The 12,808-nt window shown below is 62.9% G+C and carries 8 protein-coding genes; 2 read left to right on the forward strand and 6 right to left on the reverse strand.

What is annotated here, in order from left to right:
* Window positions 1–45 precede the first annotated feature (45 nt).
* The 4 genes from SVXhr_RS10910 to SVXhr_RS10925 all read right to left on the reverse strand — a co-directional run bounded on the left by SVXhr_RS10910 (window position 46) and on the right by SVXhr_RS10925 (window position 7,775).
* Complete coding sequence (locus SVXhr_RS10910) at window positions 46–1,518, reverse strand: hypothetical protein (RefSeq protein WP_275737224.1); 1,473 nt, start codon at window positions 1,516–1,518, stop codon at window positions 46–48.
* A gap of 295 nt (window positions 1,519–1,813) precedes the next feature.
* Window positions 1,814–4,123, reverse strand: a complete 2,310-nt coding sequence (locus tag SVXhr_RS10915; RefSeq protein ID WP_275737225.1) for a fibronectin type III domain-containing protein — start codon at window positions 4,121–4,123, stop codon at window positions 1,814–1,816.
* Between the two features lie 54 nt (window positions 4,124–4,177).
* Window positions 4,178–6,289: a cellulase family glycosylhydrolase gene (locus SVXhr_RS10920; RefSeq protein WP_275737226.1), complete on the reverse strand. Its 2,112-nt coding sequence runs from the start codon at window positions 6,287–6,289 to the stop codon at window positions 4,178–4,180.
* 412 nt (window positions 6,290–6,701) lie between these two features.
* On the reverse strand, window positions 6,702–7,775 hold the full coding sequence (locus tag SVXhr_RS10925; protein WP_275737227.1) for a TrmB family transcriptional regulator: 1,074 nt from the start codon (window positions 7,773–7,775) through the stop codon (window positions 6,702–6,704).
* Between the two features lie 243 nt (window positions 7,776–8,018).
* On the opposite strand from SVXhr_RS10925, the gene SVXhr_RS10930 reads away from it, so the two are divergent.
* Window positions 8,019–8,609: a 50S ribosomal protein L15e gene (locus tag SVXhr_RS10930; RefSeq protein ID WP_275737228.1), complete on the forward strand. Its 591-nt coding sequence runs from the start codon at window positions 8,019–8,021 to the stop codon at window positions 8,607–8,609.
* 176 nt (window positions 8,610–8,785) lie between these two features.
* Here SVXhr_RS10930 and SVXhr_RS10935 read toward each other — a convergent pair whose 3' ends face one another.
* A complete protein-coding gene (locus SVXhr_RS10935) occupies window positions 8,786–9,394 on the reverse strand; it encodes a 30S ribosomal protein S7 (RefSeq protein WP_275737229.1) in 609 nt (202 codons plus the stop codon).
* Window positions 9,395–9,396: 2 nt separating this feature from the next.
* Entirely contained in the window at window positions 9,397–9,825 is a 429-nt protein-coding gene (locus SVXhr_RS10940) for a 30S ribosomal protein S12 (RefSeq protein WP_008523925.1), read from the reverse strand.
* Between the two features lie 212 nt (window positions 9,826–10,037).
* On the opposite strand from SVXhr_RS10940, the gene SVXhr_RS10945 reads away from it, so the two are divergent.
* Window positions 10,038–12,770, forward strand: a complete 2,733-nt coding sequence (locus tag SVXhr_RS10945) for a methyl-accepting chemotaxis protein (protein ID WP_275737230.1) — start codon at window positions 10,038–10,040, stop codon at window positions 12,768–12,770.
* The last annotated feature ends 38 nt before the right edge of the window (window positions 12,771–12,808 follow it).

Consider the following 12,808-nt stretch of genomic DNA (forward strand, 5'->3'; position numbering starts at 1 on the left):
TCCCCAGTGGGACGCCAACGGCAGGCGAATCGAGCGGTTACGTCCCTATTCGAACCGGATTTCGTCGATTTCGAGCGTACTGTCACCCCCCTGCCAGAAGTTCAGGCGGACCGAGAGCCCGCCGGCCGACGGGTCGATCCCTGCTTCGTCCATGTCGACGGTGACCGTCGACGTCGAGGTCCCGATGGTGTCGTCAGTGAACGCCGAGAGGAGCCCACGAACGCCGCCGACATCCAACAGGAACTCGTCCGCTTCGCCGCCGTTGGCTCCGCTGAGGACGAAGACGAGGTCCGAATATCCCGAAACGTCCTGATTGATCTGTTCCTGGAACCAGCCGGCGTTGTCGTATTCGAGGACCAGGGTCCCGTCTTCGACCTCGCCGCTCCCGTTCTCGAAGGAACCGGCCCCACACCACTGGCCGAGATCGTTCTGATTCGACGACCACGCCGGATCGCCGTCGTAATCGTTCACGACGAGGGCGTCGCCCGACGGCGTGTCGGTCTCCGTGGGCGTCTCCGTCTCGGTTTCGGTGGGCGTCTCGGTTTCCGTCGGCGTCTCGGTTTCGGTGGGCGTCTCGGTCGGAGTTGGCGTCGGCGTGTCCGTCCCGCTGCCACTGGCGTAGGTCGTCCCGTTGATCGTGACGTCGAAGGTGTTGTAGGTTGTTTCGCCGGAACTGCCCTCCCAGTACTCGTTGCCGAGTTCGACACCCGAGAGCCAGAGACTCTCGTCGACGCCGTGTTCCGCGGTCAGATAGTCGACGATCTCGGTCAGGTCGATCCGGCCGCCGTCGTGACCGCCCTGGATTCGGAAGATGTAGAACGTCGCGTCGGTCCCGCCGCCGGCGTAGGTCGTCCAATGATCGACGGTGTTGCCGAATCGGTCGGTCCAGACGTTCTCGGCCTCGACCGCGCCGTGACTGTGCTGGTCGTTCCAGTCCAGGAGGAGCATGATCTCGTACTGGTGGGTCCCGGTCTCCTGGCTCGGTGGCTGGTCCATCAGCCACCACTCCTCGGCCCAGTCCCACTCGCCGCCGGACTCGGAGTACTCGGCCTCGACGTCGATGACGAGTTCGTCAACGTCCCGACGCCGGATCGGGAACTCCGCCACCCCGGTGTCAGTCCCCCAGGGTTTCGTCCCACAGATCACCTCGGGATAGTTGATCCCACTGCCACCCGCGGCGTCGAAGTCATAGCCGTAACTGCCGTCGTCGTTGAGCCAGACACACTGATCGGCGTTTGAGTTCCCCCACTGGTTGTCCACCAGGGTGAACCCGTCGGCGACGTCGATCGACCCGTAGTCGTCGGAGTTACAGACCTCCTCGACCGTCGCCGCCGAAGCCTGGTCGCTCGCAGTCAGCGCGAGCCCACCCAACCCGACGCCCGCGCTCGCCAGGAGGAATCGCCGGCGGGTCTGGGTCGCGACGGACGGACGATCGCCGGACCGTTTCGCGGTGTCGGTGGTCGTGTCACTGGTAGTCGATTCTCCCGTCGATTCGTCCGTGTCGGTGTCGTGTGTCATGGCTGTGGATCGTGGGCTGTCCAGAACGGTCCCCAAACTGGGCCGGGCGTCTGTTACCCCCGTAACACGGCCGGCCGCAGGGTCGTTCTGACAGCCTGTGGTGGTTCGGAACGGCTCTCTGGAGCGCGTGGGGCTGTCTCTCGTTGGTCGCTGGATGGGTGATACGTCGATGCGTACGTGACTTCGGTCGGATTTCGTGTCGTGTCGATGGGTGCCGAACCCGAGGTCGGCGGGCCGGTCGGACGTGCGATCGTCGCCGGCCGCCGACGCTACGGAATCAGTCCTGACCGACGGCTCAGGAGATGGTCACCTCGACTTCGTCGGTGGACGTCTCGCCCTCGTTGTTGGTCGCGGTCAGCGTGACCGTGTAGGTACCCGGCGACTGGTAGCGCTCGTCGGTGTACCAGCCACGGCCGGTGGTGCCGTTGCCGAGTTCCCATTCGAGCCCGGTGATCCAGGTCTGGTTGCCGGTCTCGTCGGAGATCCAGAACTGGACCAGGTCGCCGGTCGAGGCCGAGGTCGTCCCCGGATCGATCGACGCGATCAGGTCACCGGTGGTCCCATCGTCGTCATCGTCGGATTCGCTCGTCGTGGCCCCGACGGTCGTCGCGGCGGACTCGTTGCCCGCACCGTCGACCGCGCTGACCCCGATCTGGTAGGACGTTCCAGCGGAGAGGCCGTCGACCGTCGCACTCGTCGTGCCGGCCGGGACCGTCTGGTCCTGGGAGCCGTCGACGAAGACGACGTAGCTGTCGAGGCCGGAACCGCCCGAATCCGTCGAGGCGCTCCAGCTCACGTCGACCGAGGTTTCCGTCGTCGACTCGACCGAAACGTTCGACGGGGCCGACGGCGCTTGCGTGTCACCGTCGTCGCTGCCGGCGTCAGTGTCGGCCGTGATCGTCGTCGTCCCGGACGTGTTACCGGCACCGTCCTCGGCCGAGACCGCGATCTGGTAGGAGGTGTCGGCAGCCAGCCCGTCGATGGTCGCACTCGTCGTCCCGGCCGAGACCGTCTGCTCCAGCGAGCCGTCGACGAGGACGTTGTACTGTGCGAGTCCGGAGGTACCCGAATCGGTCGACGCGGACCACTGGATGGTGATCGACGAGCTCGTCTCGTCGGTCACGGTGAGGTTCGACGGGATCGATGGTGCCGTCGTGTCATCGTCGTCGCCGCCACTCTCGGGCAGGTCGTTATTGCGGTTCTCATAGAGGTACTCCTGCCACCACTGGGCGGGACGGGCCTCGTAGTCGTGGATGACCCAGTCGCCGTCCTGACTCTCGTCGTGGACGAAGAAAGAGGGCTCCCAGGTGTGATCGAAGTTCCAGCAGATCGGGTGGACCGGGTACTCATCGAGGAAGCTCTCGAAGCCGTCGGCGTACTCGGAGGTCGTCCCTTCGAGGAAGTTGAAGCCGTCGCGACCGCCGCCCTCGGCCCAGCCGAACTCGCTGAAGAACATCGGTACCTCCTCGGCGGCCGTGCCGAAGGAGTCCGACAGGGGTCGCATCCCCTCGTGGGTGTAGACGTGACCGGTGTAACAGATGTTCTCGCCGTCGAACTCGTTGGTCGGTGCCCAGTAGGTGAGCTGACTCCACCGCGGCGAGCCGATCGTGATGAGGTTGTCAGGCGCGTGTTCGCGGACCGTGTCGACCCACGGCTGGGCGCGGTCGACCCACATGTCCCAGTACTCCTGGTTCGCGTCGGCGTCGTATGAGGGGTTGCCCTCGCCCTCCTCGCCGGTCCCGGGCAGTTCGGTCGGCGAGCCCCAGTCACCGGCGTAGGGACCAGTCGGCTCGTTGTAGATGTCATAGACCACGTGCGAGCGGTCGTTGTACCGCGGCGCGACGAAGTTCCAGTACATCTGGAGCTCCTGGTTGAGCTCGGCGGCATACTCCTCGGTGTAGCCATCGAGCTGGGAGGCCTGCTCCTCCGAGTGCCAGAGCACGCCACGTTCGCCACAGAAGCCGATGTCGTTCTCGAAGGACTCGTTCCCGCACTGATAATCTCCGAGATCCTCCTCGTGCTGGGGCTGGTGGAAGATCGGGAAGTGGCGGTGATAGTCGATCATGACGTAGAGCCCTTCCTCCTCGGCAGCGTCGACGATGGGATCGACGTAGTTCGAGAAGTACGTCTCCATGTCGGACTCGTCTATCTGACCGGGCAGCAGCGGGCCCCAGTCGTCTCCATGAGGCATGCTGCCGATGCTCCCGGACCCGGCGTCCCCGATGTCCTGGGGCTGGGTCGGAACCCGAAGGATGTTGTTGTGCCAGCCGCCGTCGTTTGACTCGTCGGTGTTCGTGGCTTTGTCGAAGACGCCCATCGAATCCTTACTGCGCCAGGACCGCGCCAGCCGGGCCGGATCGGCCATGTTGACCCCGCGAAGGATGACCTGATTGCCGTCGGGGTCCCGAAGCAGGTTGCCGTCGCGTTCGAGCCACGGCGTCGGAATGTCGTCTGCCGAAACCGAGCCGACGATGCTGCTTGCGAACCCGGCCGTGAGCGCGCTCGCTCCCGCCGCCTTGAGAACGTCCCGCCGTGAGACGTCGTCGATGATTCGACTGTCGTTCGTCGCCGATTCTACGCTATCGTGTGTGTTGTCGTTCGTCATCGTTGTGTCCGTGAGTCGTTGTGTTGTGAGTCGCTGTGATCGAAACGGAGCGGTTTATTCGAGCCGTATCTCCTCGATTTCGAGCGTGCTAGACCCACCCTGCCAGAAGTTCAGCCGGACTGAGAGTCCCCCAGCCGACGGGTCGATACCTGCGGATTCGAAGCCGACCGTGACGTTCGAGGCCGACGTCGAGATCGAATCGTCAGTCAGATTCGCGAGCAAATCACGCGTCCCGCCCATATCGAGAAGGAAGTCGTCTTCCTCGCCACCGGTCGCACCGCTGACACGAATGACAAGCGACGAATAGTCCGAAATGTCCTGCTGAATCTGCTCGACGAACCAGCCGGCGTTGTCGTATTCGAGGACCAGCGCGCCATCGTCGACCTCGCCGCTCCCGTTCTCGAAGGAGCCGGCCCCACACCACTGGCCGAGATCGTTCTGATTCGACGACCACGCCGGATCGCCGTCGTAATCGTTCACGACGAGGGCGTCTGCCGGCGTCGTTTCGTCGTCATCGTCTTCACCGGTACCGTCGTCGTCGGATTCGCTCGTCGTCGCCGCGACGGTCGTCGCGGCGGACTCGTTGCCCGCACCGTCGACCGCCGAGACGCCGATCTGATACGATGTTCCGGCGGAGAGCCCGTCGACCGTCGCCGACGTGGTTCCTGCCGGGACAGTCTGGTCCTCGCTGCCATCGACGGAGACGACGTAGCTGTCGAGGCCGGAACCGCCCGAATCCGTCGAGGCGCTCCAGCTCACGTCGACCGAGGTTTCGGTCGTCGACTCGACCGAGAGTGACGTGGGCGCCGTGGGCGGAGTGGTGTCCTCGTCGTCGCCGTTACCGTCGCCACCGCCGGTCCCCTCGCCGGGGATCCCGTCGTTGCGGTACTGTTCGAGGGCTGCCTTGATGTCGTCGCCCATGGCCCCGCTGCCGGTCGTGAGTTCCCACTCACAGGGCAACTCCGAACAGGCCTCGGGAACAGTCCCGTTGTAGGGGTCGCCGATCGAGTCGTCGGCGTTCTCGGCGAACGGCCGGCTGAACATCACCGGTCGCCAGACGGGGTCAGCACACCAGGCCGTCCAGTGGATGGCCTCGCTCTTCTCCAAGAAGTCGAGGAACGCGGTCCCGAAGTCGTCGGTCCCGCCGATGTACTGCCCGGCATTTTCCTCCCAGCCGAACTCGGTGACGAACAGCGGCGCTTGCTCGTAGACGCCGGCAACGCCTTCGCCGTTGTTCGAGGCGTCCTCCCAGTTCTGGCTTTGACTGGAGTTGTGACCCGGATAGATGTGGAAAGTGTAGGCGATGTCCTCGCCGTCGAACTCCTCGACGAGTGCGCCTTCCGGACTCTGTGACCAGCTGGGCGAGCCCATCAGGATCAGGTTGTCCGCGTGACTGCGGATCGTGTCGACCCACGGCTGAGCCATCTCGAGCCAGAGCTGCCAGATGTCGGCGACCCACTGGGTGGTCGTGGGGTCCTCCCACATGCCCGGCTCGGTGGGCTCGTTGTACACCTCATAGAGGACGTGTGATTGGTCGGCGTACCGCGGTGCGACCGTGTCCCAGAACATGTCGACCTCGTCCTGGAGCTCGGTGTTGACGGGGCCGTCCTGGCCCTCCGCCCACTGGACGTCCCGGTGGCGGTGGTAATCGATAATACAGTAGACGCCACGGTCGGCACAGCGCTGAACGACCTCGTCGAGGTGATTGCTGAGATACGATTCGAGCTCGCTCTCGTTGAACGCTGGGACAGGCGGCCCCGAGCCGGGTTCGTACTCGCCGATGTCGACCGGCTGGACCGGGACGCGGATCATCCGCGGATACCAGCCGTTTGACTCGTCGGTGAGCATGTCGATGACTTGCGTCGCCGTCATCCCGCGTGCCTGGGCGGTCTCGTTGATCCGCTTAGGATCGGCGATATTGACGCCCCGGAGGGTGACAGTGTTGCCGTCGGGATCTTTGATCAGATTCCCGTCACGGTGGAGCGGTGGCGTCGGAATCGCCGCGGATGCCCCCCCAAGCGCACCCGTCCCGACGCCGAACGCGAGCGCGCCAGTCAGCACGCTGCTCTTGAGGAACGCCCGCCGTGACTGTCCGTCGCCGCTCGTCACACGGTTGGTTAGCGATGCCACTCTGTCTCCCGTCGGTGGTCTGTCTGGATCTGTCATACTGCCGTTGAACGCGCACTAGTTGGCGCGTGTGAATTTGCAATGCATTGGCACTATATAATTGTTTCCCTTGCTGAGATGTGTTTCGTTTATCAAAACGTAAAACGGCATAGAAGCCCAGATACACCTATTTTCTGGACTAACTGTCGACGACGACATAGCATAAAAAATATTATATGATTTGGTTCCCAGGGAGACACATCAGGCGAGACCAGTAATTCAGTCGTGCAGTTATTCCAAACAATCAGTGGATAACGGCGCTAATTTGCTATTTCCATTTCCTTTTGAGATAGATCAAAACGAGTTACTGACACATGAGGAATTGCACAGATCGGTCCAAATAATCCGGGAGAGTCCACCCAACAAGGCAGAAGCGGCCGGGAAATCGTGGCCGCGCCCGTCGGGCCAACAGTTACCTGACCCACTCGATGCCGCGTAAGGTAATGCGGCGGGCCTCGACGTCCTCGATCAGCGCCCCCCACCCACCGACCGAACAGTGTCCAGCCGACGTCGAGAGAACCATCGACGCTTGCCCGGACAGTTCAGCCAGCGTCGGTTGGCGATCGTCCATCGTCTGTCCCGAATAGATGACCTCCCGCAGGACGCCGGAGACGGTCCGCTCGTCGCCGGAGTCAGTATCGATCCCTTCGACGGTGACGGAGATAATCGCCCCGTCCCACCAGAGCGGATAGACGTCACGGATGAATTCTTCGAGACAGACGTAGACCAGTGGATACCGCTGGCGTTTCCCGATCGGTTCCCAGACGGCCCACAGGCACGTCTGGAAGTACCACTGGAAGATAAACGAGATGATGTCGTCGTTGGCGACGATGCCGTACGGATCGGGCATCCGCGTGGTCGGAACGAGACACGCGTGGGTCCGATCGACCAACGCCAGAAACGGACTCCGAATGGAACGACGACGCAACTCGGTGACGAAATCGCCGACGGGATGGTCGGTGAGATCAGGGTCCTCACCAGCGGTTGGAAACACCGAAACACGCACGACCACGTCGTTCTCGAAGGCGGTCGTCAGCACATCTTCGAACTCCAGGAGCTGGGTGTCCGTGAGTGCAAGGTCGACTGTCGAGTCAGCCTCACGGATCAGGTCCTCGGCGTGATCGATCGTTGTCTCGGCCCGCTTGGTCACGTTCATCTCGTGTTCGCCCAACGGTGCCCGTTCCCAGCGGTCCTCGATCTCCTCGGCGACCGCCGTGAGACGCTCGCTCGTCACCTCGAGATCGTCGATGAGATCCGCCGGATCACAGGCGCGTGCGTGTAACGTTTCCCGATCGAGTGTCTCGACGTATCCCATCTGTTCGAGTTCCTTGAGCACGTCGTAGATCCGTGGTGCCGGAATCGAACAGTGTCTGGCGATGTCGACAGCCGGCGATACCCCCTGTTCGAGCAACGTGACGTACGCATCCGCCTGGTACGTCGAGAGCCCCGCGTCTGAAAGCCCCGATAAAAGTGTGTCCCTGTCCATCGTTCATACTCCACGTTATGTCTGTCCCATTTTGATATATAATTGTTTGGAAGCGGGAAGGCGACCCCGCCAGGAGACAGTGACGGGTTGTCCCGGTCACGAAGAGTTCGAACTGTTTAAGAGGACGAACGGAGTAGTTTCGATAACTCGCTGGTCGGCGGGCAGCCAGCGGGCACCTGTCTATGCAGGTCGGAATGTGGCCGGCCGAGCCGGCTGAACCACGCAACGCCCGCGGTGAAAGATATGGCACGAAGCTTCTACTCACACATCCGAGACGCCTGGAAGAACCCCGACGAAGGCAAGGTCGCCGAACTCCAGTGGCAGCGCATGCAGCGCTGGCGCGAGCAAGGGGCGATCGAACGCGTCGAGCGACCGACGCGGCTCGACCGCGCCCGATCGCTCGGCTACAAGGCAAAGCAGGGCATCGTCGTTGCGCGCGTGAGCGTCCGCAAAGGCAGCGCTCGCAAGGAACGACACACGGCCGGTCGACGCTCGAAACGCCAGGGCGTCACCCGGATCACGCGCCGGAAAAACCTCCAGCGCGTCGCCGAGGAACGCGCCACCCGGAAGTATCGCAACCTGCGCGTGCTCAACTCCTACTGGGTCGGCGAAGACGGGAGCCAGAAGTGGTTCGAGGCGATCCTGGTCGATCCGAACCACCCCGCGATCGAGAACGACGACGACCTCAACTGGATCTGTGACGACGATCACGAAAACCGCGCGATGCGGGGCCTGACCAGCGCCGGACAGCGCAACCGTGGCCTCAACGGTCGCGGCAAAGGAACCGAACACACCCGGCCGAGCAACAGCGGCGACAGCGGACGCGCGAAGTAACCGACGCTACCGCGTTTTTGCCGAGTCGTTTCGAGAATGCGACAGCGGCGGCTCCGCCGGCCACCTCACGGAGCGAAGCACTTGCTCGTTGTCGTCACCGATGGAACTCACGCTCCCCAGCGGAACGCGAGAAAATCGACACTGCGTGAGACGAAAGCAGAAGACGCTGGGATCGATTACCGGGCCGCAGCCGCGACGCGTTCTTTCTCCTCTTTCTGGTTGACGGCGTAGGTCTGGACGTCGTTGTTGGCGGCCCCCATCAGCTGCTGGGCGAGGGCCTCCTCGGCGTCCGTCGGGGTCTTGAACGACGCGTTGTGGGTCCCTTCGGCGATGAACTTCAGGGCCTGATCGACGCGGCGCTGCGGGGAGATGTCGACGGCCTTGGGCACGCTGATCCCACCGTACTTGAGTCGAACCGTCTCCTCGCGGGGCGCGCTGTTCTCGATCGCCCGGACAAGGATCTGAATCGGGTTCTCGTCGGTGTTTTCGTGGACGATCTCGAAGGCCTCACGGACGAGGCGCGTACTCTGCTGTTTCTTGCCCGTGTTCTCCTCGGTCTGCATGAGGCGGTTGATCAGCCGCTCGACGATGGAAATTTCGGACTTCTGGAACTGCTTTTTGGCGTGGCGACCCATCGTGTGGGCGATCGGCGTGACCGTGATGTACCGTTCGGTCGACGGATCGCGAAATTCAATGTCGTCTGTCGCCCAGCTACCGAACAACTTTGCGCCAGTTGTCTCCGTTTCGGCCTCGGCGTCGGCCTCGGCGTCTGTCTCGGCACTCATGGTTATCGCACCGGTTTCTCGGCGTTCCCGCGAACGAGTTCGATCATCGAGACGCCGTTGACTTTCTCGACCTTGTAGTTGACGCCCGAAAGGTCACCCATCGCCCGACCCTTCGCGCCACCGATGCCCGCGATCGTGACCTCGTCGTGCTCGTCGATGAAGGAGATAGCGCCGTCACCGGGGCAGAACGCAGTCACCTGTTTGCCGTTCTTGATGAGCTGGACCCGGACACACTTCCGGATGGCCGAGTTGGGCTGTTTGGCCTCGATCCCGACCTTCTCTAAGACGATACCGCGGCCCTGTGGTGCACCCTCGAGGGGATCCGATTTCGCGCCCAGGCCGCGCTCGCGGCGGGCGTACTTCGAGTCGGACCACCGATGTTGCTGGCGGTCCTTTTTGAGCTTGCGTGCGGCGTACTTGCCGTTTGCCATAGTGACCGGGAATACCCCGTGAAGCTACTTAAGCGTCTTCTTTTTCCGACACCGTCGACCGAATGATCGTGTCAAATGAGGGCAGGTCACACACCCGGGTGAGCAACGCCCTTAGAAAAATACTGACACCAATAACACTGTATTTTTTATTTGATACTGACGGGGCAACACTTAGGCGAACCCTCGGGAAACGGGGAAAGCAGTGACGAATAATGAGTAAGTCGTCAGGGATTAGTAATCAGGTCGAGGGGCTACTACCGGACCAGATCAGAAAGCGGTACGTACGCAAGTTTCTACTCGTTGTCGTGGTCGTGACGGCACTCGTGTTGGTCGTTGGACTGTTCGCACAGTCCTCGGTCGGGGCACAGCTGACGGACATGCGGACCCAGCAACTCGAGACATCGGCCACCCAGAACGCCGATTCGATGCACCAGTGGGACGAGAGACAGGGCGACACCGCGGAGATGATCGCCAACCATTACATGACCTCGCAGTTCAACGCCGATGGGATCGAGGACACCATCACCAGCGAGGTGATGTCACGCGACCTACTCACGGCGATCCATTACGTCGATATCGAAAACGCGGAGATAATCAGATCGACGGTCAACGGCCTCCAGGGCGAATCCCTCTCCGTCCGAAATCTGTCGTGGGAACGGGGTGGGATCTCCCCAGCGAACGCGGACGCGAGTGGGGGCGCTCGAACGTTTTATACCGTCGACGGGGAGACGAGACTCGCCTACATCAGTCGAACGCCGGAGGCTACCACCGGCATGATCCTGGTCTATGACGTTCACAGTCGTGCGAGCGCTCTCACCGCGTCGATCAAGAACGGCTCCACGACCGTCATCCACGAGGATGGGACGATTCTGTTCGACGAGGATCACAACGTGACGCTGACGTCATATGGCGGGGGCAACGAAACGGCGGCGATGATTCAGGCAGCCGAAAACGGGAGTGTTGGCGTGACAGAGCGCGCTGACGAACTGGTCGGATACGCGCCGGTCAACGGGACCGACTGGATCGTCCTCGAACACGCGCCGAAGTCGACGGCGTTTGCCCTCCGGGACTCGATCACCAACCAGTTGATCATCGTGATCGGCTCGACGCTGGCCGGGTTGCTGGCGTTGACGCTGTTCGTCCGCCAGGACATCATCCCGTCGATCAGATCCGTTAGCGAGGGTGCAAACGAGATTGCCGCCGGCAACCTCGATGTCGAGATCGCAGATGACGGCCGAATCGACGAAATCGGGCAAGTGCGGGATGCGTTCCGGGAGACGCGGTCGTATCTCGGCACCGTCGCGGAGCAGTCCGAGGCGCTGGCCCGTCAGGACTTCGAGGATCCGGCACTCGACGAGGATGTCCCGGGCGACCTCGGCGAATCTCTCGACACGATGCGAGCCGACCTCCAGGAATCCATCGAAGAGATCGAAGCCGCCAGAAAGCAGGCACAGGTGTCCGAACAGGAGGCCAACGAACTGGCCGAGTCACTCCAGGCCAAGGCCAACGAGTTCAGCGACATCATGGCCGAGGCGGCCGACGGTGATCTGACCCAGCGCCTCGACGAGACGGCCGACAACGAGGCGATGGCCGACATCGCGGTCGCGGCAAACGAGATGCTCGACGAACTAGAGGACGCGCTTTCCCAGGTTCGGACCTTCGCCGCGGAGGTCGACGACTCCGCAGGGGAGATCGCATCCAGCGCCCGCGAAGTCAAGCGGGTGAGCGAGGACGTGAGTTCCTCGGTCCAGGAGATCGCCAGTGGTTCCGACCGGCAAAACGAGAACGTCCAGCGCGCCTCCGACGAGTTGACGGATCTCTCAGCCGCGATCGAAGAGGTGGCCTCTTCGGCCGACGAAGTCGCCGAAAAGTCCCAGCAGGCTGCCGAACTCGGCGAAACCGGCCGCGAGTACGGTTCGGACGCGATCGCGGAGATGAACGCGGTCGAGAGCCAGGCCGAAGCCACGATCGAGGAGGTCGAGAGTCTCGAATCGGCGATGACCGAAATCGAGGAGATCGTCGAACTCATCGACGAGATCGCCGATCAGACGAACATGCTCGCGTTGAACGCCTCGATCGAGGCCGCTCGCGCGGGCGAAGCCGGTGAAGGGTTCGCGGTCGTCGCCGACGAGATCAAGAGCCTCGCCGCCGAGACCAGCGACGCGACCCAGGACATCGAACAGCGCATCGAAGAGGTCCAGTCGGCGACCGACCACGTCGCCGAGGACATGCACGACATGGGCGAGAGCGTCACCGACGGCATCGGGACGGTCGAGGACGCCGTCCAGCTCTTAGAGGAACTCGTCGAGCAGGTCGAGGAAGCCAACACCGGCATCCAGTCGATCAACGACGCGACCGACGATCAGGCCGCCTCGACCGAGGAGGTCGTCGCCATGATGGACGAGGTCGGTTCGATCAGCGAGGAAACCGCGAGCCAGGCCGAGAACGTCTCGGCGGCCGCCGAGGAGCAGACGGCCTCGATCACGGAAGTCACTGGCCGGATCCAGTCGCTGACCGAGCAATCCACCGAGCTCCGGGACGCCATCGATCGCTTCGAGCTCGACGCCGACGAGTCAGGCAACGACGGAGGCGACGACGTTGGTTTCGAGTTCGGCACTGTCGAGGACGGAGATACAGACACAGCAGTCCAAGCGGACAACTGGACGGAAGTCGGCGATGAGGAGCACGACGCCGACCTCGGCCTCGATGAGCCCGGGGAGAGCGACGAACCCGAAGCCGACGAGGAAAAACGGGACAGTGAGGAGGGCGAGACGAAAGACGCCGAGAACGAGGCCGACGATGAAGAGCAGGAACGCGATGAAACCGACGACGAAGACGAAGGTGACGCTCTCGACGGCGACGACGATTCCGGGCCGGAAGCCGACGAAGGAGAGTCCGTAAGCGACGTCGAAGCGACGCCCGACGGCGGCGAGACGGACCGCTGACGCTTCGATTCACCGTTCGGACCGCGGCCGAGTGATCG

The sequence above is a fragment of the Halorhabdus sp. SVX81 genome (assembly GCF_029207715.1).
In the GTDB taxonomy this organism is placed as follows: Archaea; Halobacteriota; Halobacteria; order Halobacteriales; family Haloarculaceae; genus Halorhabdus.

Excerpts from the sequence above, each read along its gene's own strand:
- SVXhr_RS10910 (WP_275737224.1), bottom strand. The coding sequence starts at position 1,518 with ATGACACACGACACCGACACGGACGAATCGACGGGAGAATCGACTACC.
- SVXhr_RS10915 (WP_275737225.1), bottom strand. The coding sequence starts at position 4,123 with ATGACGAACGACAACACACACGATAGCGTAGAATCGGCGACGAACGAC.
- SVXhr_RS10920 (WP_275737226.1), bottom strand. The coding sequence starts at position 6,289 with ATGACAGATCCAGACAGACCACCGACGGGAGACAGAGTGGCATCGCTA.
- SVXhr_RS10925 (WP_275737227.1), bottom strand. The coding sequence starts at position 7,775 with ATGGACAGGGACACACTTTTATCGGGGCTTTCAGACGCGGGGCTCTCG.
- SVXhr_RS10930 (WP_275737228.1), top strand. The coding sequence starts at position 8,019 with ATGGCACGAAGCTTCTACTCACACATCCGAGACGCCTGGAAGAACCCC.
- SVXhr_RS10935 (WP_275737229.1), bottom strand. The coding sequence starts at position 9,394 with ATGAGTGCCGAGACAGACGCCGAGGCCGACGCCGAGGCCGAAACGGAG.
- SVXhr_RS10940 (WP_008523925.1), bottom strand. The coding sequence starts at position 9,825 with ATGGCAAACGGCAAGTACGCCGCACGCAAGCTCAAAAAGGACCGCCAG.
- SVXhr_RS10945 (WP_275737230.1), top strand. The coding sequence starts at position 10,038 with ATGAGTAAGTCGTCAGGGATTAGTAATCAGGTCGAGGGGCTACTACCG.